We start from the raw sequence: 21949 nt of genomic DNA, 5'->3' as shown, positions 1-21949 counted from the left end.
CGTGTCGTGACCTGCTGAGCGGGGATCCGCGGCCGCCGGCGGCGTTCTCCCGGTGATACAGGTGGTTATCACCGGCTCTCCTCAGCCGCTACCGACTACGGATGAACCCGCTGTCGCTGGTAGACACGCGACCACAGTCCCGGCACGGTGGAATCCGGCATGCAGTGCGTCACTGTGATGCCACTGTGAAGAGGGGACCGTGGTGATCTCGCGTGAACGCGCGCTGCGCCTGTTTCGCGGCCGCGGCCGTGAACTAGGACGAACGCCGTCCATGGGACCTCTGGTCCTCCAGGCCGCTGTAGCTGTGGTCGCGGCGGCTGGCGGCGCTGTGGCGCTCTATCTGTTCCTTGCCTGGCTGCTTGGCGTCGCGCCGCATCCCGAAACGGCAACGCCCGACCAGCAGAAGTTGCTCGCAGACATGGTGAAGATCGCCTTGGGGCTGGCAGCGGGCGTAGGAGCTGCCGTTGCTCTTATCGTCGGCTACCGGCGCGCGCGCGTTGAAGAGGCCAGCAGCCACCGTGACGACCATCGACTGTTCAGCAGCCGCTACCAAGACGCCGCCGAACTCATTGGTCACCACAAAGCCGCTGTCCGGCTCGCCGGCATCTATGCGATGGCTCGACTTGCGGACGACTGGGCCGAGCAGCGGCAGCAGTGCATCGACGTGCTCAGCGCTTACTTGCGGCTGCCCTACGACCCGGAGACCAGCGAACCCGGCGAACGGGAGGTTCGCCTCACTGTGATCCGCCTCATCACCGCGCATCTTCAGGCCGGGGCCACCCGCACGTGGCATAGACATGGCCTCGACTTCACAGGAGCTGTCTTCGACGGTGGCGACTTCCGCGGCGCGGAGTTCTCCAGCGGCACCGTCGACTTCAGCGGCGCGAAGTTCTCCGGCGGCACCGTCGACTTCACCCGCGCAGAGTTCTCCGGCGGCACCGTCGACTTCACCCGCGCAGAGTTCTCCGGCGGCACCGTCGACTTCAGCGGCGCGAAGTTCTCCGGCGGCACCGTCGACTTCACCCGCGCAGAGTTCTCCGGCGGCACCGTCGACTTCAGCGGCGCGGAGTTCTCCGGCGACACCGAGAACTCCGACCCCTGGGCCCCGTTCTCCGGCGGCACCGTGAACTTTGGTGGCGCGGTGTTCTCCGGCGGCACCGTCGGCTTCCGCGACGCGAAGTTCCTCGGCGGCACCGTAAGTTTCGGCGACGCAGTGTTCCGCAGTGGCTGCAACGTCGACTTCGGCAGGGTCGACTTCAACCACGGCACCGTCGACTTCAGCCGGGCGGAGTTCTCCGGCGGCACCGTCAATTTCGCCAACGCGATGATCGGCTTCGGCGGCACCGTCGACCTCAGCCGGGCGGAGTTCTCCGGCGGCACCGTCGACTTCGGCGGCGCGTCGTTCACAGGCGTCGTAACCGTGAACATCCGCGACGCGAAGATCTCCGCTGGCACCCTCAACTTCAGCGGCGCCAGGATCTACGGCGGCACTATCAGTTTCGGCGGCTTCGTCGGCTACGACCCAATGGACCTTGCCATGAGCATGAGCATTACCAGCCCGCCGCCGACCCCCACCCTCATTGGCGGGACGGTGTTCTCCGGCGGCACCGTTGACTTCAGCGGCGCGGAGTTCTCCGGCGGCACCGTCGACTTCAGCCGCGCGGTATTCTCCAGCGGCACCGTCGACTTCAGCCGCGCAGCGTACTCCGGCGGCGAAGTTGACCTGTCCGCCGCAACCCGCCAGTCCAGCGGCGCGGCACCAAAGGGCCTTCCTGAAGCCCCGCCCGCGGGCCTGAAGCTATCGGGCTGGATGAGTCGGACCACTCCTGACGCTCGCCCACCCAACTGATCGCCGACCTCGGATGGAGCGGCGCCTAGAACCGTTCGTTCGTATGGGACGCGAACCTTGTGGATCCGCCGACCGGGCGATGCCCCACCCCGAGCGCTCCCGACTTCCCGAAGCCCTGTTGTAACAGTCGTTATCACCGGCGCTGCGGCCCCGGCACGTGAGCAGGAGCCGCCCAGCTGACACACCTTCAGTCGCGCGGATGCCCGGGCGGGTTGAATTCCCACCCGATCTGAGGCGATATCGGAACGGAGGCGCCGAACAGCGCGACACGGTCGACGTCCCACCCGGATCCGGCGCTCGACGCGACGTTAGCTATCCGGCCGAGGCAGGCTGCCGGCCAGGTCATAAGACCTGACGTGTCAGCAATTGCCTCGGAGATCGGTTCGTCAGGGCCCTTCCCTGGCAGCAGAACGAAGGGAGCGGCAGCTCGTGTATGACAGCTCGGCTCGTGATTCGCCCAAGGTCCTGCGGATCTGCTCTACGGTGCGAACTAGAAGTGAGGCGGTTCGGGTGGCCACCCGAACCGCCTCGATGAACAACCAGTCCCGGAGTCATTCGAGAACGGAGGTTCATTCGTGAGCCTAAGTCCAAGCCCGCCGGACGAGCCACCGCGCCGCCCGGATCGGCTCCTCCTGCTCATCCTCGCCGCGACCGTGGTCGGCTGGGCCGCCATGATCGCCAAGCCCGAAGCGGCGATGGCGGTCGGTGCGGCCTGGGGCGCCACCTGCAGCCTGCTCGGTGCCCTCGCCCTGCGGAGGCGCTGACCTGGTCCGACGTTCCGCGAGGGCCCTGCAGTGGGTACGGCGGGGCCCTCGCAGCAAACGTCAGTAGTCGTCGGCCTCGATCGGCCACGCCGGATAGCGCTCCTCCACGCTGACGCGGACGATCGCCAGATCGGCCGCCGAGGTCGGTGGCCCGAACCGCCAGGTCGTGCGGGACGGTCCTTGCCACTCCGCCGGCCGCAGCGACGTCCCCACCCCGCCGACGTACTCGATCCCGTTCCGGGCGCAGACGTCCTCAACGAACGTCGTCAGCTCGGCCAACTCGTCGCGCTGGTCAGGTTGGAGGTCATGCAACACGACGAGGCGTTGGATCCCGGCCGCTGCTTCCTCAGCCGCGTGTACGACGTTCTCCTCGGCGAGTTCACGCATGATCCGGTCGTGGTCGCTCATGGGGGTCAGCCCTGACGTACGGCGTCGAGCCAGTCCCCCAGCAGCCGTTGGCCTTCGGCGTCGAAGCTGCGCAGGTGGTGGCCGATGGACAGTCGGGCCCCGGCGCCCGACAGCGTGGCCAGCAACCGCAGACGACCCAGCTCGCTGCCGCTCATCACGAGCAGCTCGTCCGTGGCCGCGCTCCGCTTCGGGAGCGAGGCGTGCCAGCGCTCCCATGCGCTCTCGTCGGGCGTGCTCCAGCCGAAGCGTTCCTCCCTGGCCGCCTGGAAGGCGTCGTACTCCGCGAACGCCGAGGCCAAGACGTCCAGCTCCAGGCCCAGCTCGCCGCCCTCGATCGACACGACACCAGGCAGCCGGTCGACCAGCTCGGCCAGCTGCTCGTGCCTCCCCAAGAGCCACAGCGCGACGCCGTACGGGTGATCCCCGGGCGGGAGCGATTCGGTGGTGTCAGGCCAGGTCGCCATCAGCGGTCCCCCTCGGTGTTGTAACCCTGCTGATTGATCGCGCCCTGCGCCTGCTCGAACGCCTGGCCCAGCTCGCGGGCCAAATGAGCGGCGTGCTGCAGGTGGGCCTGCGCCTGGTCGACGCTCTCGGCCGGTTCGCGGTTGTTGTCGTACACGTCGTACTCGTCCAGCGACCTGCGCAGGCCGCTGCCCAGCTGCTCAGCGAGCTGGGAGAGCCCCCACCCGGCCGCCTTCAGGTTGCCGGTCAGGGCGTACACCAGCGGTGCCGGCGTCGTCCGGAACGTGCCGTGGTTCAGCGCCCGTACGCATTCGTAGACGTCGTCTGCGAGCTTCACCAGTTCTTCGTCACTGCTCATCGGTTGGTCCTCTCGTAGTGTGGCGAGAGGCCGGGGCCGTTACCGGCGGTCCCGGCCGCCTCCTGCATCTTTCACGGTGCCGTACCGAACCGACAGTCCGGAGCGGCAGGTCAGGGCTCGAGGCCGTCGCGTACGGCGGCCAGGACGTCGGCGTGGCACGGCATTTCGAGCGGGCACCAGCACGCAAGGCGCCTGCCGAGCAGCTCGACCCGGGCGGCCTCGACCAGCTCGGGATGTCCGCGCAGGTGATCTCGGTAGGCCGCGACGGCGGCCGCGTTCGCTTCCGGCGACCGACGTACGGGCTTGTGCGGGTTGTGCCACTTCGTCGGCCAGGCGACCGACACGGCATCGGCGGGGAGCCGGGCACCGGCCGCCCGGGACAGCTTCACCCGGTAGGCCGGTGCCGCGCCGAGCATCAGATCTCCTGGTCGACCGGCCGCAGCCAGGTCGGCAGCTCGGGGAACGGCTTGCCCAGGGCAACGAGCCGGAACGCCTCCATCTCGCGTACGTGCGCGGAGTGCAGCAGGGGCGCGATCGCGGCCCGGACGGCGGCCTTGCAGGCGGGGTAGGCGAGGTCGTAAACCGGGTGTCCATCGGCCGGTGCGGGATCGGTCGGCGCGACGCCCGTCTGGGCGCACAGCAGGCGAGCCGTGGCGCGAGCGGCGGGCCGGACCGTGGTGTACATCGGCTCGTTGAGCAGCGCCTTCAGGTCCCACAGGTCCCCGCGGTCCGGGCCGAGCACGTCCACCGTCTTGTCGCCGGCGCGCTGCCTGGCGAGCGGTTCCATCGCGTTCCGCATGGACTCGCGGCGCCAGACGAACCCAGCATTGTCGAGCGCGATCAGGCCGTACTCGGCGACCAGCTCGAGCGCGGGCTCCTCGTCGTCGGGACTGGCGGCGTTCTGCTCGGCGTATTCCTCCACGACGTCGTCCAGCTGGTCGCGCCATTCGAACGAGTGCGCGCCGGTCGGCCAGCCCCGCAGGAAGCTGTCGGCGTCCTTGATGACCGGCCGGTCGCGCAGCATCCAGGCCGCTTTCAGGAATCCGGTCTCGGCGTACCAGGCGGCGGGCTCGACCCGAGCGAGCCAGTCGGCCAGGCGGAAAAACACGTCCCGTTTCGGCCGGTTGCAGGCGGCTGGGAGTGCCAGGTGCAGCACGGCCGGCCGCAGCTCGGGGTCGACGGTGTCGTACAGATCGCTGCCCCAGGCGTCGAGCACCTGCGAGTAGTAGCTGGCTCCGGTGTAGACGGCGGCTGGCAAGTTGAGCGCCTCGGCGTACGCCTGGCTGAACGGGTGGAGCCGGTCGGCGTGGTCCTGTTCCTCGTCGTCGGTCAGGACCATGACCCGGCCGGTGATCGTGCGGTGGAACGGTACGGGGAGCTTGTTGTTCTTCGCCCAGTTGTACGCCGTACGGCGCGGGATGCCGTTCTGCTCGGCCCACTGTGACAGCGGAATTGGAGGAGTCATATCGACAGTATGGCACAAATGGCACAGTGCCAAACGCGAAATGCCGTGCCAATTCTGCCAACAGCTTTACAACACAGTCGGCGAGTCTCGTCCCGGCCCGCCAGGTCTGCGATCGAACGTCGATAACTTGAGGCCCATGACCCAACTGACGGATGCGCAAGTCCTGGAACTCGCGCGCCGCCTGGAGCACGACCAGACCACCGCCGTACGACGAGTGCTGAGCGTTGTTGAGAAGCGCCAGCGGTTCGGCGTCCGCATCGGGTTGACCGATCGGGAGTGCGCGGTCATCACTGCCGCCGCCGCCGGCGGCGTCGTACCGCCGCACCCATACCGCGAGCAGTGGGAACTGATGGTCATCGTCTTGCGGCGCGACGGCGGCTGCCCATTCTGCGACCAGCCCGCGAAGGCCGGGACCGAAGGCGCTCTTTGGCCGCCGACGGGCCAATGGGAACACCGGTCTTGCGTCGAAGCCAAGGCGGAAGCCGAGCCACCGACGAAGGAACTCCGCCGCCGTGGGATGGCTGTCGCCGGCTCGTTCGGCAGGGCGAGGCTAGCGCAACGCTGACAGCTGTTTGGCGCGCCGAGGGCACCGAAGGGAAGCCGTCCGGGCTCTGCCCGGACCCGCCCCTCTCTGGGAGAGCAGGGCTCTTCCGATCGCTCAGTTGAATAATCCTGAGCACGCCTTCCGGCTGCCTGTCGAGACTCGCGAAGCTCGGCCTCCGGCAACTGGACAGGCCTCCGGTCGCTGTGGCTTTCAGGCATCACCTGACCGACGGGAGAGCCGCCCTCCAGCTTCCTAAATGTTCTTTAGATGACTAAACTCTTGGGATGGTCAACAGGGAGCTCACCGAGCGTCAGGCTGAGGTGCTGGCCGACGTCGGAGGTATCGCGCGGCGGATTCAGGAGATTCTCGAGGAGGTGGGGCAGCTGCGCGAGCTCCAGAAGGCAGCGGTCAAGGGGGCAGTCATCGAGGGGGTCCGTGGGCTGCTGGTCGCCGAGCGTTCGGGACGCACTCCGGGGTGGGCTTCGCAGATCGCGAACGATCGGGACGTACCGAGCTGGTGGGAACCAGCCGACGATGCTGGCACCTCACCACGGGATGACTGGCACGCTCGACAGCGCCAGCTGGATGCAGGCGTCTGAGGTGCACATCGCTGAGGACGTCGCCGAGCTGCTGAGCGCCGAGAAGATCGCTGAGCTACAGGCCGAGGTCGCGCGAACCGGCGGTACCTGCTCCGTCTGCCAGGGGCCGGTTGATCCTCCAGGAGATGACGCCGCTGTGGTCGCTCTCGCTACACCTGAGTCTCTGCCCGGGCAGGTGGCCGTGATGATCGTGACTCATTCGAAGTGTTCGGGTTCGCAGGTCGTGCGACTGTCCGAGGATGAGGCGCGCCTGCTGATGCAGACCGACGGTCAGACCACCGATTCGGTGAGCGCGTTCGCGACGCTGCTGTCGCTTCCCGAAGGCGACCGTCCGCTGTTGTGGGTGTCCTTCCACGTTGATGTCTCGACTGCGTCCGAGTCCGGCGATCAGGTCAGCATGATCACCCAGTCACGGTTGAAGGCTGGATGGGAACTGGTGACCCAGCTCGACACCGACCCCACAGCCCGGCCGACCGATGTCCGTTGCCAGTTCACTCCGCAGGTCCCGGTGGATCCGTCGACAGGTCTGGTGACCGGGCAACTGGTCATGACCGTTGGGGGCTCGCTGCTCGCTGACATTGAAGACATGCAGCTGGCTGAGCAGTGGCTGACCGGCGTACGCCGGCGGGGCGAGTTCGCGCTGTACCTCGGGCCTCTCAACGTCCATCGCTGGACGAACGGGCTCGACGTCGACGCGATCGAGCGCACTGTGCGGGCCGGCCAGCTCGTCGGGTGCCTGGCCGAGCTCGAGTTCACCACCGGGTAGAGCCAAGCAGGGCGGCCGCGGCCGCCCTGCTTGGCTCTACGGCCTTGCTAGTACAGCGATACGTGGACGTGGTTGAAGTGCCCGCCGTTGGGATCGGTGGGGTTGTAGACCCCGCCGCCGTTGTATGGCTTCCACTTGCCGGTGCTCGCGGACCAGATCTGTCCGTACCAGATGACGTAGTGCACGCCGGTCTGGCCTGCAGTGCTGAGGATCCAGGCGGCGATGTGGTCGCCCTTGGCTTTCTCCGCTGCGTTCTTGCGGGCATCTCGGCCGGTCATCATGTCGCAGGCCCGGCCGCGGGGGTGATCGCTTGTCGGGTTCCAGTCGTGGGCGTCCCAGCAGCTCATCCCTTGCCCGGGAAGCGCCTTCTTTGCAAGGGCGATCCACGCTGCAGTGCGGGGTGTGACGCATCCGCGGCCGTTGGTCGGATCGGGTACGACGCTGCAGGGTTCCGGTGGCCAGGTGCCGTTGATCGGACCGGTGTCGGTTGGTCCGCAGGGATCGAGAATCGGTGCGCTGGTCTGGCTGCCGCCCGGTCCGGTGGTGGCACCCGGTCGTACCGGGCGTCCGGCGTACGGGTCTCCCGGGCGGTCGAGGTCGATGCCGGCAGCGGCCGCGATCGCGCGGGCGGTGGCCTCATGACGGGCGTAGGCGTTCGGGAAGGCCGAGACCTGAACTGCCTGGGCTGCTTCGGTCAGCGGCATGTCGTACCAGCCGTCAATCTCGCTCAGTCCTGGTGGGCTCGGCGGCAACGGGCCGCCGAAGAAGGCTCGGGTCGCGTACTCCTCGTCCTTCAGCTGGTCCGGCGTACCCCAGCCTGCGCTAGGGCGCTGCTGGAAGATCCCGACCGAGTCGGCGTGGCCGTCGGGCAGGTTCCTGATCTGGGATTCTTGCAGGGCCGTGACGAGTGCGACCAGGGTCGCCCGGCCCGGCATTCCTTTCTCTATGGCAATCCGGTCGAACAGCTTCGCGTACTCGATCTGCTGGGTGCGCAGGTTGGCGTCGACCTCGGGTTGGTCGGTGCCGGAGCCCGGTACTTCTGTCGGGCAGCCGGCGGCGACGGTGTTGGTCTTCGCGCCTGGGGCGAGTGCGAACAGGGCCACGATGAACAGCAGCGCCGCGACCGCGCCGACCTTGACCATCGCTCCTCGAGACAGCAGCGCTGCGCCGCTGCTGCCCGCCTTGGCGAGGTCCCCCTCGTCGTACATCAGCCGCTCTGCCCGGCGATCGCGCTGATCCGCCATGAGCCGCGGTCGGGCACGACCGTGACGAGCTCGCGCAAGGCGAACTGGGTCGGCCGTTTCCCGGTGACGACAATCTGTACGACCACAACGCGGGTGATGCGGGTCGGGGTGTCGGCGGGAGCAGCGCCGGTGGCGGGCGGGAGCGTCACGCTGGTCTGGGCAACCCGCGAGGTGCCGCCGTCGGCTTCGAGCGCGTCGTACGTCGGGTCGCCGGCGCTCTTCAATGACTCCCGTACGTCGTCGGTGAAGTAGGGCTCCATCCGGTCGACGAGGGCGTCGTAGCTCTCGGCAGTTGGCTGGCGGGTGTAGAACTGCTTGGCCCACTTCTGCAGCACTCCCCCGACCTGAGCCGCACTCAGGCTAGGGCTGGTCGAGGGAGTGCCCGTTGGGCCGCTGCTGGTGCTCGCGGTGGGCTGGGTGGCCGTCGGCGTAGCAGCAGCCCCTTCGGTCGGGCGCAGCAATGTGACACCTCCGTCATTGTCGGCGCCGGGGTTGTCCTTGGTGAGCCATTTCGGGACGACATATGCCGAGCCCACGAGGAGGATCAGCACGACAACTACGGCGCCGAGCACGACGCCAGGACTGACGGCTTCCTGGTTGCGTCGCTCGTCGCGGATCCACTCGGCCCGCTTCTGGCGATCGGCCTTCCGCCATCTCCGCTTGTTGCGGCGCCGGACCCGGCCGGAGTCGGTTTCCAGCAGTTCGTCGGGGTAGTCGTAGTCGGAGTTGAGCAGATCCCGCCAGTCGTCGGGACGTTGCGGCTGCTCGGTCATCTCGTTCGCTCCGGGATGCGCTCGGTCTCCTGCCGGTCAGGGCCGCTCGTCCTCGGCTCGGTGTTGTAGACGCGGAAAGTGCGCTGCTGCTGCCGAACTGGCCGGAGCCGTGCACCGGGTGGTGGCGGGCCTTCCCGCAGGGTCGGAGTGCTGGGCCGGGACGTCTCGTACCGGCTCGTTGCTCGACCCGGCCGGTATGCGCGCGCCGGAGTGTGGATCTGCTCGCCCTCGGGTCGTTCAGTCCTCTTCTCGACCGCTCGCGGCGACTTGTGGGTGGGCAGCCGATCAGCCGTGGGATTCGACTTGCGCGCCGGTTTCTGCGCGGTTGCCGTCGGCGTCGGCGCCGGTGTATTCGTGGCGGGTGTCTTCGCTGCGATCTTCTCCGGGTCGCCGGCGGTCACCGCGTGACGATCCTTCCCAGCCGTCTCGGCGGTCACCTTCCGCGGCTTGGGTGCCGCCAGCTGGTCGTCTCCGTGACCCGGGTCCTTCGGTACGTCGACACGTGCGCTCTCGGACAGCTGACCAGGTCCTCCCCCGGCCTTCGGACCACCACCAGGCCGCGGGAACCGCGGACCACCGCTCGGTTGAGGCTCACCCGGCGCCGGCGGACGCGGCGGCGGTGGCCGGAGCCGTCCATCGTCGCTCGGGGTCGGTGTCCGGGTCTCGGTCGGCCATCCATTGCCGGGCCGCTTCCTGTTGCTGGTGCTCCTGTACTGGCCGCGCGAGGATCGGAAGATGCTGCTGGCCAGCCGGGCACCTTGGCGCATCGCCATCGCGCCCATGAGTCCGCTGCTGCCGATCCCGGGCCGCATCATCTGGGTGACGCCTTCGAGCATCCGCCTCAGCCGGAAGGCTGCGAACAGGACGGCGAGCACGAGTCCGTTGGTCGGCAGCCATCCCATCGTTCCTGACAGGCTGTAGATCGCGGTGACCAGCGACAAAGTGGTGCCGAAGACCAACAGCGCGAGGATCGACTGCAGCACGAGACCGATCAGCGTCTCGAACCAGTTGATCCCCCACTGCCGTGGCCGGCCGGGGATCACCCACAGGCACGCGAAGAACACTCCTGTCACGAGAAGGAGTAGCGCGCCGATGAACGCCATGAGTGCGGCGAAGCACAGCGCGATGGACAGGGCCGCGAAGATCGCAGCCGCGACCAGTGCGAGCGACACGATGCCGATTCGCTGGACGGAGCTGCCGCCCTTGGTCCACTTCACCGTGGGACTGTCCGAGCCGCCCTCGGCCCGCTGGATTTCACGGTTGATGTACTGCTTGCGCTTCTCGATATCGGTACCGCGGTCGAGGATCGCCTTGCCGTACCGCTTGCAGGCCTCGAGCGAGCCGAACTCTGCCAGGCACCACGGCGTGACGGCGAAGGCCCGCCACGTCGCGTCGGCGGACTGACGCAGCATTCTGTCGCGCTGGCTGCCGGAGGCGTACGACGGTGCGGGCATCTCGAACGGCTCTGTGTTGTTGCTGGTGATCGAGCGGGTCGAGGCGTCCATGACGGCGGTTGCGCCCACTTGGCGAGCTGAGTCGATCCCGTTGACCCACAGCGAAGCGCCGGAGGTAAAGGAGATTGCGAGAAGGCCAGAGGCGATCACCCACAGCACCTGGCTGAAGCCGCCACCTTCGCGGGATCCGCGGTGACGGGCGTAGGCGACGACCGCACCGAACGCGAGCGCGGCGGGTAGCAGCCAGGTCGTAAGCGCGGAGCTCGCGGAGGTGATGATGCCCGTGGTGGCGTTGCTGACCTCCTTGATGTCGGTGAGGCTGAACAGCCACCAGCCGACCGAGATCGCGCCGCGGACGATCGCGATGAGATAGACCATCATCAGGTTGGCGTAGGTGGTCAGCAGCCCGTTGAGGCCGTCAGGGACCTTCCCCTCATCGGAGTCGAGGTAGTAGTTCATCGCGCTGTAGGACTCGAACAGGTTCCGGGTGTCGCCGTGCGTCAGGTCCGGGGTCGGCAGCAGATCGCCAACCCCTGTGGGCGTGGTTGGCGTCGGCTGCGGGTCGGCCGTTCCGGTCGCGAACGCGTGGCCGGCGGTTGCGATGGTGGCGACGATCAGGACTCCGAGCGCGAGTCGGCGGCGGTTCACTGTCCCTCCCTCCGTTCGCCCAGGACGTTTCCGATGGGGTCGCCGCTGGCCATCGCCTGGGCGTCGGCGCTGTCAGCCTCGTCGATCAGCCAGGATCCGTCGGCTTGCTGGACCAGGCGCAACACGTCGTGGCTGGGCGTGCTGCCACCCGTCGTCAGGTGGTACTCGACTACGACGCCGGTTCCCTCGGCCAGCTGCTTGCTCGCAACCACCTTCGGGTCGTCGGCCTTGACATTGCGGCCGCGCATGAAAGCGTTCTCCTTCTCGCAGGCTTCCTGGCTGTTGTTGCGCTGCCGCTCGGTCTCAAGGCGACAGACCGTGGCTGGGTCGCCTGTGTTGATGGCGTCCACGTAGGTGATCGCTGTTTGGTCGCGTTGGTCGGGTCGGCTGGCGTTCTTGTTGTCGTCGCCGGTCAGCGCGACGATCCCGATCACCGTGGCTATCGCCACGATGATGAGTGCGCCGACGACGATCAGGATCAGGCGGCGTCGCGACCGAGTGGCGGGCTGTCCTTCGGCGGGCGGAGCCACGGTCAGGCCACCCCTTCCTCGTCGTCGTACTCGTCGAACTCGTCGTACTCGCCGAGATCCTGCTCTTCCTCGGGCCGGTGCCCCTGGCCAGTGGTTGGGCTCGTGTCGAGCTGGCGCCGTACGGCGTCGCTGGGGTACTCCCATTGGACCGTCGCGACTTCGTCGTGCCGGTCACGCATCAGGCAGTGTCCGTGCCTGATCGACCGGTCGGGGTTGGTGTTGATGTTGCGGATCAGGCTGTAGGTGGTCGGATGGTCGGGCAGTCCGAGGAGTGCGGCCGCTCCGCTGAGCTGCTCCTGGGATCGCAGCGAGAACACGAAGCAGGTGCTGATCTGTTCCACAAGCCCGGGGTTGCCAGTAATCGTGACCGAGTCCTGCGTGTCCAGCACCAGAGACGTACCGAACGCTCTGCCCATCCGGGCACTGCGGTCGAGGTACGACGCTCCATCGTTGGTCTTGTCGAGCAGGTGAACTTCTGGGATGCCGATGACCTTTGCCCTGCTGCGGATCGCCGGGTTGCCGCTGGTGTTGATCAGCCAGGTGAGCACACCGCGCAGTGCCGCCATGCTCACCCGCTCGGGCGGGGTCCACTGGTCGGGGTCACTGGTGGGGGTGGGCAGGATCAGGTTCGGTAGCTGGACCAGCCACAGGCCGGGTTCGCTGCTCAGCGGGTCTTCGAGTCCGGATGGTGGCCCGGCCACGATGCTGCCGATGCCATCTTGAGTCAGGCCGTAGAGCGCCCGGCCGAGGCGGCTCGTCTGCGAGTCTTCGCTGGCCATCAGACGCTGGATGACGCCGTACGTTGTGGGCTGTTCGCTCCCGGTCGCCTCAGCCCGGACCGCATCGACGATCAGTGATTCAGCGCCCGCTCGCAGTTCACGCGGCGCGATCAGCATCAGCTGGGCGGGGATTTGCAGTACGGCCTGATCGGCGGCGAGGAACCGGAACATGTCCGCGGCAGCGGAGTGCTTCGGCGAGATCTCGGTGACAGCCGACGGGATGTCGTAGTCGCGTGCAGCGTCGACGACCCCGGCCAGGTCGCCCTTGAGGTCGACGATGACCGACCACGCTCCGCTGATCGCGGCGTCCAGCGACATCAGCATCATCGCTGTGGACTTCCCCCGACCGGACCGGCCCATGAGTGCGGTCGTGGTCGCGTCGTTCTGGCCGGCGCCAGCCGCGACGTCGTACCGGACGATGCCCGGCGTACTTCCGGTCAGCGCGCCGATCGCCGGCCCGGCCGCGTCTCCGACCCGGGATCCACACCAGAACGAGCTGCCGAAGAAGGCGCTGGCTTCGCGGACGTGGCCCAGGTCGGGAACGCGCAGGCGATCGCCCGGCAGCGATTCGAGCCACAGGTCGCGCTGCTCGTTCGCGCCGATGTTCACTGCGATCCCGCGCTCGGCGTAGTGCTGGATCACGGCGTCCACGTGGACCTCGAGCTCCTCCATGGATCCACACGTCACGATCAGCCGTGGGTGGTCTTCGACCAAAGTGATGCCGTCGCGCTTGATGTCGCGCTGCAGCTGTGACATCACGTCTTCGGTCTCGGCGACCTCGTCCGATGGCGCTCCGGCGGATCCGCGGCTGGCGCTGCGGGCTTGTTCCTTGGCCGAGCGTTTCGACTCGCTGACGATCTTGCCGGACTCCTTGGGGCGGAGCACGGTGAACCGGACCGATGCGTCGACGTTGACGTTCTGCTCGATGCCATCGGTGGAGACGTAGGAGACCTCGGACAGTGTTCGCAGCCACTCTCCTGGTCCGGGGACCTCGAGGACTTCGTCGAACTCGTCCATCGTCAAGACCGCGGAGTACGCGGCGACCTGGTCCCGGATGTCGTAGATCTCGAGGTGGTCGCTGTAGGGCAGGATCTTGCCGGCGGCGAGCCGTCCCAGCGGAGCGCCGGTGATCGAGCCTGCCTTGGGTACGGCCACGGCATCGCGGTGCATTTCGCGCGAGATCATCCAGGAGATCTCTTCGATGCTGGCCAGTCGTGCCCGCCACGGCGACCGGGCGAGGGCCTGGCCGATCTTGCGGACCTGTCCGGATAGGTAGGCGAGCTCGTCGAGCGGCACCTGCTTCGTGGTAGTCCCGAGGGCCTCCGAGATGACGCTCTGGCCCCCTGATTTGCGGGGGTTGCGATCGGTCAGCTTGACGCCGAGCAGCACGTAGCGCTGGGGAAGGTTGTCGGCGTCGATCCGCGCCCCCCGCTGCTCGGCCCACCTCTCACCATCCCCGTTGACGAACCGGCCGACCACCTCGTCGGCGTACGCCAGTCCGGAGACCCGGCCCCAGACCACTTTGAGGTGGCATTCGCGGTCGACGAGGTATCGCATGGCGAATCGAACGACGCCGTCCAGCTCGGTATCCCGGGCTGCTTCGGTTGACAGGTCGCTGTTGGCGGTGGGGATGAGGTACCAGGCTTCTGCGCGGCTCTCGCTGACCAGCAGACCGTCGGCCGCGGCGATCAGCCGGGTCGGCGGTTCCGAGCGGTCCTTGCCCAAGCCGAGCCCGGCGAGGCCTCGCGTCAGTAGGCGGTTCATGACTCATGCTCCTTGTGGGATGCGTCGCTGCTGCTTGGTGAGCTGGCGCACCGACTTGTCTCGGGCGGCAGTGATCTGGGCGGCGTCGAACAGGCGGACGCTCTGGTAGATCTCGACCGCCGGCGCGGCTGGAAGGCGCTCTCGGTTCGATCGCTTCCTGCTGCTGGTCCAGGCCGTCGTCGGGCCTTGACGGAAGTCCAGGAACCTCCAGACCGAATCGATCGGCAGTCGTTCGCGCAACGGGATCAGCTCAGTCGGGCTGGGTTTGCGGGACCCGAGCGAGATCACCGGCTGGTGACCGACGAGGGCATAGCGCACCCGGATGGCCCAGTCCGTGAGCCGGTGCCGCCTTCCGTCGTGGCTGGGGCTCTTCTGCCAGGCGAAGTAGGCGAACAGCGCCGGCGGGGCGATGTAGAAGGGGACCTCGGTTGGACCTGGGAACCTCAGGAATGGCGCAAGCAACAGGCACCACAGCAGGAACGACACCATCGACAGGACCAGCTGCTTGCGGGGCGTTCCCTCGTTCAGGTCGATGATCAGCAGGTCGTACTGGCGCGTTTCGAGGTTGAGGTGCTTGGTGAGCGTTCTGCCTTGCCGCATCAGGACGTCCCGAGGATCAGGTTGCCGATCTCCTTCAGAACGTTCATGAACGATCCGTTCGCAAGCACGATCACGGCGACGATCGCGCCCGCGGCGATGTGTCCGATGAGGTAGCCCCACTCCCGCTGCGCGTAGTACTGGACGCTGCGGATGACGACCACGATGGCGAAGATCGTCGCGGCGACGGAGAAGATCCAGTCGCGTACGCCGACGCCGGTCGGTGCGGCCATGACGATGAGTTGGTCCAGCATGACTATGTTCTCCTCGCTTAGTTGTTCGTGATCTCAGCGACCTGCCACCGCTGGGTGCCGTCGGCCGCGGTGGAGCGAATCAGGGTCAGGCCGTAGTCCTGAGTGAGCTTTGTCGTCGTACCGGCCGCCTTCCAGGTGACGCTCGCCCTGGCCGTGCGGCGGTCGGCATCGCCGAGTTGGACGGTCCAGCTCTTCAGTTCCAGCAGCTCGACCGTCTTGTTCAAGCTGCGGATCTTGGCGCTGGGCGCGGTGATCGCGGCGGTGGCCTCGTCGCTGGTGGCGAAGGCGGAGAAGAACGCCCGGGCGTCTGCCTCGGTGGATGCCGTCAGTTGGTCGTCGGCCTCGACGGGCTCCGGCTGGTTGGCCGATCCCGAGCCGGGAACATCAGCCAGGTACGCCGGGGTTCCGGTCACAACAACGCGGCTTGGGCCTACCTCGACGGGGATCGACAGCCTCCGCCAGGTGGCCGGCAGCGCCGTCCAGTTCTGTCCTGCGCCCTTGTACGGGACGACCCGGGCGAGGACGACGACGTGCGCCTGGTGGTCATTGTCGGTCTTCACCTCGCCGGGGTAAACCGCGGCGACCGTCTGCACTCCTTCACCGCTCCAGCCGGCGGCCGCGTCGAGGCCTTGCGCGAGATCGAGGCCAATGGCTGAGGCGCGGGCGTCCCGGTTGCGCTCGTCCCAGGTCAGATACGACGTCGCAAACCTGGTTGCAACTTGACTGGCTTCGCCTGCTGGGAAGGTCGATCCCGATTCGGTGGTGACAGGTGGCCCGGAGCGGCCCACGCCGTACGGCCAGATGATCGCCCTGATGCCGGTGAGGCAGAGGATGACGACGAGGAACAGCAGTAGGTAGCGCAGGACCTTCGCAGCTGGGCTGGGCTTCCGTTCGTCGACGACCTCGAACGCTGGCCGTTGCTCGCGCAGAGAGCTGGCGACCATCCGTTCCGATCGCCCGGACTCGTGGCGCGCGGGGCTCTGGTCGGGGGTGGTGTCGATGTAGTTCGGTACCAATCCGGGCGGTGGCGGGTTGTTGTCGTCGAACGGCCACGGCTCAAATCCAGGCGGGAGACCGTCTTCGGGGACAAGGAACACGTCTGCCTGCTGCGGCTGTACAAGGTGCTGCTGCCCGTTGGCGGACTGTGCCGGAGCCGTGGCGTTGTTGACCGGCGCCTGGTTGGCCCACGGCGAACTCGACCCGTTGGGCGGGGCGGCCTGCTCGGCTTTGTCCGGCATAGCGAGCAGCTTCCGCAGCACGCTCATCGATTCCTCCTGCCTCGTGTGCCGCTGGCGGCGGCGTTGTCCCGGGATCGCCGGGGTGCCTGGGAACTGCCCGGGGATTGGTAGTTGCCGTCGGCTCCGAGTCTGTGTGCGCACGACCCGGGCCCTGTGCGGCTTGGCTGCCAATTCCCCGTTGTTGCCACGGTCAACGATCGCCGCGACAAGCTGACGATATGTGACTCTTCGGACACTGTCTGGTTGTTTCCGCATGATGACTCGGCCCCCGTGTTCCGGCCTCGCCCGCTCACGCGGACGGCGCCTGTCGCTGGCCAGTCGCGTCTGAGGCGAAGGGGCGCAGATCGCTCTCGATCAGTTCTCCCCAGCCGTCGTAGTCGACTCGGCGCTCGGCTTCGTCCACGACCCGATCGAGGTTGATCGTGGTGACCGCGATCTCTGCGCCGATGTCATCCTTGGACAGGGCCCGCACTCGGCGCTCGATCGCCTTCGCGATCGCCGCCCGGCGGCGATCCTGCCGCTTCTGTTCCTGCTGCCGTTCGAGCTCGACCCGGTGTTCCGCGGCCGTCGCGAGGTTCGCCTCGCGCGCCTTCCGGAGCGATTCGTGTGTCCCATAGCCGAACTCGATGGCCAGTCGCCGCGCCTGCACGGTCAGCCGGAACTCTCGCAGCCACTGCACCGTGCTGTAGACCGGCGCCGGCCGCGCCATGAGGCCAGCGTTGCGCAGTACGTCGCGCCTGCCGGATTCGGAATACAGCAACCAAAGCACGTAAGCGAAGACCGACAGTCCGGTAAATCCGATGGCAGGGAACCAATCGCCCCAGTGACCGACGAGGTTGAATCCGGCTGCGACCGCGGCCGCACCGAACGACATGATCCTGAAACCGGTGGCCCGCTCCCCTAGCCGGCGGCGGAGGTCCGCTGCGGCGGCGGTGACGACGCCTCCGAACTCGATCACCGCGAACGCCGGTGCGACAGCTGCGGCTCGGGCCCAGATCGGCAAGCTGTCAGGGAACGGGATCTTCTCGACTCCTGCCCAGACTTGGCCGGTCAGCGCGGCCGCGGCCGCTACGCCGTAGAAGCCGTACATGAGCCACTTCAGATGGCGGTGATGGTCATCGGTGACGCTCGCAGCGAGCACCTCCGCAGCCGTCGGGCCCGGCGGCGTCTCTTCGGCGTCGGCCGGTACCTGCGCCACTGGCTCTTCGACCCTGGACGCCTCAGCCACCGGCAGCGGCACTACTGGCGCCGGCTGCTGTGCGGGCGCCACGTAGCCGAGAGGAACCGGTACGGCAGGCTCGACCAGGTGCTGCGGCGGTCCGGAAATGATCTCGACGAGCGACTGAGGACCGATCGGCTTCGACCACTTGGCGACGGGCCAGGCGTTCAGCTCGACGTCGACCTCGAGGTGGCTGGCGGCCGACGAGACTTCCTCTGCGACGGGGTCCGCGGTTTCACCGGGCAGTCCCTTGTCGATCGGTTCGGCGGTGGCATGCTCGGTGCCGCCGTCCCTCGTCTTGTCCATGAGCTTCACGTCGTTCACTCGGTCTCTTCCCCAGCTGCGCGACTTGCCGAACTCTGCGCCGACCGAGTCCTGGGTTGGGTAGTCGCCGAGCTCGTGGCGCTGTTTCTCGATCCAGGCGTAGGCGGCCCGGTAGAGCTCGTCGGTGGTCATGGCGTCGTAGTTCTTGGAGTTCGGATCCGGGACGAGTTCGAGCGTGCGCTCGCCGGTTGAGCTGGTCATGAACAGTCCTCGTCTCGCAGGGGTGAGGGGGCGGCGTCTCCGCTGATCTAGGCGTCGGCCCATGACGGTTCAGCGGTCTCGGGCGGCGTCTCCCGCGGGGCGGTGTGGCTGCGCGGCTGGCTGCCGAGGGTCAGGCCGATGTGGACGGCGCGGATGTAGCGTCGGCTGCGGGTCTCTTTGGTCTCCGGGTCGGGCCAGGTTTGGTACTCGATCTCGCCGACCACGATCACCTTGGAACCGACCCGGACCTGCTCGCCGATCGCCCGGGCGGTCTCGTGCCACGCCTGGACGGGCCAGAACACGGTGGGCTTGTCCTGCCACTGGCCTTTCTCGTCGCGCCACCGCTCGGTGACCGCGATCTTGACCTCGGCGACGACCTTCTCGGTCTTGGTGGTGCGGATCTCGGGGTCGTGGGTGACGTTGCCGACGAAGGTGTGGAGCATGGTCATGACAGAGTCCTCTCGGAGTGGCTCACTGGCTGGTGGTTTGTGCTGGGGCGCCGGCCGAGAGCGGCTCCGATGGAGCCCGTGGTGATGATGCGTGGAGTGGCTACTCGACGGCTTTTCCGGGACGCAGTGACCGGCCGCGGCCGCGGCCGCGGGGTTGTGCAGTGGGTGGCTGGAAGGGCCGGCCGTTGTTGTACTTGGCCTCGAGCTCTTCCACCTTTTCGAGCATGGTGCGGACGATGAAGTCGCTCAGATCCGCGTAGCCTTCGCGGTGCCCGACAGCCCACATCGCGTTGCGGATCCGCGAGTCGTCGTCCTCGTCGTAGATCCACGCTTGGATGCGCCACTTTTGCGCCTTCGGCGCTGGGGTGGGCGGTGGCAGGTTCTCGTCGCTCACGTGGGCAGATTCCTTGGGTGAGAGCGCAGCGGCGCGCTCGGCTTGGACGGCCTCTCATTGTCTCTTTTGTCTCCTCGACGTTTGGGGACCCTAGCCGGTGTGGCGGGTTACTGGCTGCTGATCTGAGCGAAGTTGCAGGTTGTTGCAGTCGGTCAGGCCTTGCGCTCGGTGACGGCTGGTGCGGGGAGGGGCGCGGGAGGCTGTGTCACCGCTGCCCCTCCCCGGTCCTGGTGGCCGCCGGCTGTCTCGGGGTTGTGGTCTTGTCCTGGTCCTTTGTTGTTCGGGCTGGTGTTCTGACCAGCCCGGCCCGAGAGCGGCAGCGTCGTGGTTGAGGGCTCGATGCCCTCGACTTCGACTCCCGCGCCGCCAGGCCGTAGCCCGGGGCGCTCGCTCAGCTGGCCATCGCTTGCGGGGCGGTGGGGACCAGTTCGAACATCTGGGCTCCGGCGGTGCTGGCCTCGAACCTTGCGACCCGCGCCCGCGCGTCCTCTAGGTCCGCTCGGGCTTTCGCCAGGGCGTCGCGATGCTGGGCGACGGCATACCCGACCTCGGCATGGGCCGCGTGCAGGCGCAGCGCGTAGTTCTCTGGTCGACCCAGCCAGTGCAAGGCCAGGGCGTCGATGACGAGAGCGGTTCGCTGAGCCGTGGCGTCGGGGACGGGGCCGTACGGGTCGGCGCGGTGAATGACAGGCAGTGTGCGGCGGCTGAGGCTCTGAGTGCGCAGCGTCGCGAGATCGACCCAGGTGCAGCCATACAGCTCGACGCCGTTGACGCTTGGTACGCCGGGCCGGTCCTTCCTCCCCCAGAAGGTGGTCTCCCCCGGGCGGCGGCGGCCGAAGGCGACTCGCAGGCGCTTGCCGTCCGGGTCGATGTCGTACTCGCCGGGTGCGTGGACCTCGGCGCCGATGGTGAATACGCCGGTGACGCGGGGGCCGTCTACCTCGTAGATCGTGGTGCCGTAGTCCCATTCGTCGGTGTAGGAGACTCGCAGAGTCCCCAGCTGCTCAGCCTTGATGGTCAAGCCCTGCATGCTGCTGCTCCTTGGTTGGGCGGAGCGCCCGGCCCCGTGACCGGGCGCTCCGCTTTTGTCAGTTGTCGATCCGGACCGACTGGTCCGCTGCCTCTTTTGTCTCTTTTGTCTCCTGACTGGCAGGCTCGGTCCGCCAGATGTGCCAGTTCACCGCTCCCGGGGCTCCGACGATCGGGCCTTCGTGGCACCAGTGCTCGCTGCGCATCACGCAGTAGACGGGGAGCGTGATGTCTCCGTGGGTCCATTCCGTGGTCGCGCCGCAGAGCGGCTTCAGCGGGAAGTGGTCGGTCATGTTCTCCCTCTCCGTCGGATCGGGTTCACGCCTCGCGGGGCGTGCCGTCTTGCCACTGGCCGTTGAGGTAGCGGTAGACGCCCTCGGCGAAGCCGTTGACGTAGTCGGTTCCGTGCTCCTGTTGCAGAGATTCGAGGTCGAAGGTGTCTCCCCCGTAGGCCACCGCGAAGTTCGAGGCGTCCCATCCGGCGTTGCGGCCGCGGGCGAACATCTCCTCTCCGGTCGAGTCAGCTCCCGGCTCGCTCAGCTGCGTCATGGGCGGCAACCTCACTCTCGTACTGGTTTCGGATCTCGTTATTAGTTCTATTCTCCCGAATAGAACTATTATTGTCAAGCGGTTGATGCAACCGATTCCAGTCCTCTTCGAAGGCGCTATCGCTCGCGCTGGTGCGGGCGCGGTAGCGGGCCCATTCGTAGAGGAGGCGGAGTTTCCAGCACATGCATCCGCAGCCCCAACGGCTGAGGTAGGGGCCGAGCCAGTACGACGGGAAAGGGCGCTCGGTGTTGAGGTCGGCGCTGAACCCGTGGCGCTGGTGAAGTGTGGCGGCACTGAGCTCGATGTCTCCGCAGGCTGGGCACTGCCACCAGCCGTCGACCACCTGGCCGGCCGGGCCTTGGTCGCAGTCCGTGGGGAGCGCTCGCGCTGGAGCCTTGAGCCAGGCGTGCCAGTCTGCCTGTTGGTGTTCGTTGCTGGTGAGTTCGGCTTCGAGTTCGCCGAACAGGTCAAGCTGGAGCATCGCTACCGCTCCCCTCCGGCGTGGGGTCGGCGGCCGGGGTTGGCCGGGGGATGCGGTCGTGCGTGGTGATTCCTGGCGCTTCGCGGCGTAGCACTCTCAGCGGGGTGCGTAATTGCTCGACGGCGTAGTGCATCGTTGTCCACGGCACGACGTCGGCGAGGACTTGGCGCAGCTGGTCGACGGCGTCGACGATCGCTTGCTGTTGTGGCGTTGGGTCGGTGGTCATGGCGGTTCACCAGCCCGCAGAGGCTGCGGCGATCTCGGCGGCTGCGTTCGCGCGGACGTACCGTTCACGTCCTGCGGGCCAGGTACGGCGGAGCCGCCACGCCTTCCCGTTGTGGTCGAGGCAGACGTAGCTGCGGGTCTCGCGGTGCTTGTACTGCTCGATCACGCGGCGGCCGGTCCGGACCCGGCTCATCCACATCCAGTCGCCGCATTTCTCCGGCGGCAGGTGCATTTCCAGCGGTCCCCAGTTCGGGTCAGTGACCTCCAGCTCGGTCATGCCGCGTCCGCCTCCTCGCATGCCTCGGAGCAGTAGCCGGGGCCTCCCCCGGGTACGCCGCAGTTGGGGCACTCCTTGCCCCAGCCGTCTTCGAGGCAGCTGTAGCAGACGTCCAGGGCTGGCAGTGCCTGATTGCCGCAGTTGATGAATCCGCCGATGCATCGGCGGATCGTGGATTCCGAAGGGCTTGTCTTCATGTAGAAAGTTTAGCGGACTTAATGATCTTTAGCAAGCTAAAGATCACGAGGAGTGGGCTGTTAGGTGGGGCTCTCGTCGGTCAGGTGCCCTCTGGGGAGCGCGCCGGA

The 21949-nt window shown here is 67.4% G+C and carries 28 protein-coding genes; 5 read left to right on the top strand and 23 right to left on the bottom strand.

All coding sequences use genetic code 11. The features are described 5' to 3' along the window. Window positions 1-199: 199 nt before the first annotated feature. Both ACGFIF_RS42980 and ACGFIF_RS42975 read left to right on the top strand, forming a co-directional pair. Window positions 200-1849 carry a pentapeptide repeat-containing protein gene (locus tag ACGFIF_RS42980; RefSeq protein WP_393163470.1) on the top strand — a complete coding sequence of 550 codons (1650 nt, stop codon included), beginning with the start codon at window positions 200-202 and terminating at the stop codon, window positions 1847-1849. A 575-nt stretch (window positions 1850-2424) separates the two neighbouring features. Continuing rightward, window positions 2425-2613, top strand: a complete 189-nt coding sequence (locus tag ACGFIF_RS42975) for a hypothetical protein (protein ID WP_393163468.1) — start codon at window positions 2425-2427, stop codon at window positions 2611-2613. A gap of 60 nt (window positions 2614-2673) precedes the next feature. On the opposite strand, the gene ACGFIF_RS42970 is transcribed toward ACGFIF_RS42975, so the two are convergent. The 5 genes from ACGFIF_RS42970 to ACGFIF_RS42950 all read right to left on the bottom strand — a co-directional run bounded on the left by ACGFIF_RS42970 (window position 2674) and on the right by ACGFIF_RS42950 (window position 5306). Beyond that, window positions 2674-3021 carry a hypothetical protein gene (locus tag ACGFIF_RS42970; protein ID WP_393163466.1) on the bottom strand — a complete coding sequence of 116 codons (348 nt, stop codon included), beginning with the start codon at window positions 3019-3021 and terminating at the stop codon, window positions 2674-2676. 5 nt (window positions 3022-3026) lie between these two features. Then, window positions 3027-3485, bottom strand: a complete 459-nt coding sequence (locus tag ACGFIF_RS42965) for a hypothetical protein (RefSeq protein ID WP_393163464.1) — start codon at window positions 3483-3485, stop codon at window positions 3027-3029. Further along, window positions 3485-3841 (bottom strand): hypothetical protein, encoded by a 357-nt coding sequence (locus ACGFIF_RS42960; RefSeq protein ID WP_393163462.1) that lies wholly within the window; start codon window positions 3839-3841, stop codon window positions 3485-3487. The genes ACGFIF_RS42965 and ACGFIF_RS42960 overlap by 1 nt, the downstream gene beginning before the upstream one ends. A gap of 110 nt (window positions 3842-3951) precedes the next feature. Beyond that, window positions 3952-4257 (bottom strand): DUF4326 domain-containing protein, encoded by a 306-nt coding sequence (locus ACGFIF_RS42955; protein WP_393163459.1) that lies wholly within the window; start codon window positions 4255-4257, stop codon window positions 3952-3954. After that, complete coding sequence (locus tag ACGFIF_RS42950) at window positions 4257-5306, bottom strand: hypothetical protein (RefSeq protein ID WP_393163457.1); 1050 nt, start codon at window positions 5304-5306, stop codon at window positions 4257-4259. Before ACGFIF_RS42950 ends, ACGFIF_RS42955 begins: the two co-directional genes overlap by 1 nt. Window positions 5307-5442: 136 nt before the next feature. On the opposite strand from ACGFIF_RS42950, the gene ACGFIF_RS42945 reads away from it, so the two are divergent. From ACGFIF_RS42945 to ACGFIF_RS42935, 3 genes are all read left to right on the top strand, one after another. Further along, window positions 5443-5871, top strand: coding sequence for a hypothetical protein (locus ACGFIF_RS42945; protein WP_393163455.1), 429 nt, complete (start codon window positions 5443-5445; stop codon window positions 5869-5871). Window positions 5872-6134: 263 nt separating this feature from the next. Continuing rightward, on the top strand, window positions 6135-6449 hold the full coding sequence (locus ACGFIF_RS42940) for a hypothetical protein (protein ID WP_393163453.1): 315 nt from the start codon (window positions 6135-6137) through the stop codon (window positions 6447-6449). A 184-nt stretch (window positions 6450-6633) separates the two neighbouring features. Then, window positions 6634-7215: a hypothetical protein gene (locus ACGFIF_RS42935; RefSeq protein ID WP_393163451.1), complete on the top strand. Its 582-nt coding sequence runs from the start codon at window positions 6634-6636 to the stop codon at window positions 7213-7215. Between the two features lie 47 nt (window positions 7216-7262). On the opposite strand, the gene ACGFIF_RS42930 is transcribed toward ACGFIF_RS42935, so the two are convergent. The 18 genes from ACGFIF_RS42930 to ACGFIF_RS42845 all read right to left on the bottom strand — a co-directional run bounded on the left by ACGFIF_RS42930 (window position 7263) and on the right by ACGFIF_RS42845 (window position 21841). Then, entirely contained in the window at window positions 7263-8423 is a 1161-nt protein-coding gene (locus tag ACGFIF_RS42930; RefSeq protein WP_393163449.1) for a hypothetical protein, read from the bottom strand. Then, the gene (locus ACGFIF_RS42925; RefSeq protein WP_393163447.1) at window positions 8423-9232 is read right to left on the bottom strand and encodes a hypothetical protein; all 810 of its coding nucleotides are present in this window, start codon (window positions 9230-9232) and stop codon (window positions 8423-8425) included. The genes ACGFIF_RS42930 and ACGFIF_RS42925 overlap by 1 nt, the downstream gene beginning before the upstream one ends. Next, complete coding sequence (locus ACGFIF_RS42920) at window positions 9229-11334, bottom strand: hypothetical protein (RefSeq protein ID WP_393163446.1); 2106 nt, start codon at window positions 11332-11334, stop codon at window positions 9229-9231. Before ACGFIF_RS42920 ends, ACGFIF_RS42925 begins: the two co-directional genes overlap by 4 nt. Next, window positions 11331-11864, bottom strand: coding sequence for a hypothetical protein (locus tag ACGFIF_RS42915; protein WP_393163444.1), 534 nt, complete (start codon window positions 11862-11864; stop codon window positions 11331-11333). The genes ACGFIF_RS42920 and ACGFIF_RS42915 overlap by 4 nt, the downstream gene beginning before the upstream one ends. A gap of 2 nt (window positions 11865-11866) precedes the next feature. After that, window positions 11867-14407, bottom strand: a complete 2541-nt coding sequence (locus ACGFIF_RS42910; RefSeq protein ID WP_393163442.1) for an ATP-binding protein — start codon at window positions 14405-14407, stop codon at window positions 11867-11869. A 3-nt stretch (window positions 14408-14410) separates the two neighbouring features. After that, window positions 14411-15007, bottom strand: a complete 597-nt coding sequence (locus ACGFIF_RS42905) for a hypothetical protein (protein ID WP_393163440.1) — start codon at window positions 15005-15007, stop codon at window positions 14411-14413. Next, the gene (locus ACGFIF_RS42900) at window positions 15007-15258 is read right to left on the bottom strand and encodes a hypothetical protein (RefSeq protein ID WP_393163438.1); all 252 of its coding nucleotides are present in this window, start codon (window positions 15256-15258) and stop codon (window positions 15007-15009) included. Before ACGFIF_RS42900 ends, ACGFIF_RS42905 begins: the two co-directional genes overlap by 1 nt. A 17-nt stretch (window positions 15259-15275) precedes the next feature. Beyond that, the gene (locus ACGFIF_RS42895; protein ID WP_393163436.1) at window positions 15276-16523 is read right to left on the bottom strand and encodes a conjugal transfer protein; all 1248 of its coding nucleotides are present in this window, start codon (window positions 16521-16523) and stop codon (window positions 15276-15278) included. 262 nt (window positions 16524-16785) lie between these two features. Beyond that, window positions 16786-18240, bottom strand: coding sequence for a hypothetical protein (locus ACGFIF_RS42890; RefSeq protein WP_393163434.1), 1455 nt, complete (start codon window positions 18238-18240; stop codon window positions 16786-16788). A 47-nt stretch (window positions 18241-18287) separates the two neighbouring features. Continuing rightward, window positions 18288-18689 (bottom strand): single-stranded DNA-binding protein, encoded by a 402-nt coding sequence (locus ACGFIF_RS42885; RefSeq protein WP_393163431.1) that lies wholly within the window; start codon window positions 18687-18689, stop codon window positions 18288-18290. A 100-nt stretch (window positions 18690-18789) separates the two neighbouring features. Next, the gene (locus tag ACGFIF_RS42880; protein WP_393163429.1) at window positions 18790-19083 is read right to left on the bottom strand and encodes a hypothetical protein; all 294 of its coding nucleotides are present in this window, start codon (window positions 19081-19083) and stop codon (window positions 18790-18792) included. A gap of 391 nt (window positions 19084-19474) precedes the next feature. Beyond that, window positions 19475-20113, bottom strand: a complete 639-nt coding sequence (locus ACGFIF_RS42875; RefSeq protein WP_393163427.1) for a hypothetical protein — start codon at window positions 20111-20113, stop codon at window positions 19475-19477. A 58-nt stretch (window positions 20114-20171) separates the two neighbouring features. Next, window positions 20172-20405, bottom strand: a complete 234-nt coding sequence (locus ACGFIF_RS42870) for a hypothetical protein (RefSeq protein ID WP_393163425.1) — start codon at window positions 20403-20405, stop codon at window positions 20172-20174. Window positions 20406-20430: 25 nt separating this feature from the next. Then, complete coding sequence (locus tag ACGFIF_RS42865) at window positions 20431-20661, bottom strand: hypothetical protein (protein WP_393163423.1); 231 nt, start codon at window positions 20659-20661, stop codon at window positions 20431-20433. Further along, entirely contained in the window at window positions 20633-21142 is a 510-nt protein-coding gene (locus tag ACGFIF_RS42860) for a hypothetical protein (protein WP_393163422.1), read from the bottom strand. Before ACGFIF_RS42860 ends, ACGFIF_RS42865 begins: the two co-directional genes overlap by 29 nt. Then, window positions 21129-21368, bottom strand: coding sequence for a hypothetical protein (locus ACGFIF_RS42855; RefSeq protein ID WP_393163420.1), 240 nt, complete (start codon window positions 21366-21368; stop codon window positions 21129-21131). The genes ACGFIF_RS42860 and ACGFIF_RS42855 overlap by 14 nt, the downstream gene beginning before the upstream one ends. 6 nt (window positions 21369-21374) lie before the next feature. After that, window positions 21375-21644, bottom strand: coding sequence for a hypothetical protein (locus ACGFIF_RS42850; protein ID WP_393163418.1), 270 nt, complete (start codon window positions 21642-21644; stop codon window positions 21375-21377). Then, window positions 21641-21841, bottom strand: a complete 201-nt coding sequence (locus ACGFIF_RS42845; protein ID WP_393163416.1) for a hypothetical protein — start codon at window positions 21839-21841, stop codon at window positions 21641-21643. Before ACGFIF_RS42845 ends, ACGFIF_RS42850 begins: the two co-directional genes overlap by 4 nt. Between the last annotated feature and the right edge of the window lie 108 nt (window positions 21842-21949).

The sequence above is a fragment of the Kribbella sp. NPDC049174 genome (assembly GCF_043197365.1).
Taxonomy (GTDB): domain Bacteria; phylum Actinomycetota; class Actinomycetes; order Propionibacteriales; family Kribbellaceae; genus Kribbella.
Note: the sequence above shows the minus strand (reverse complement) of the source record. Positions and strands in the feature narration are given on the sequence as shown.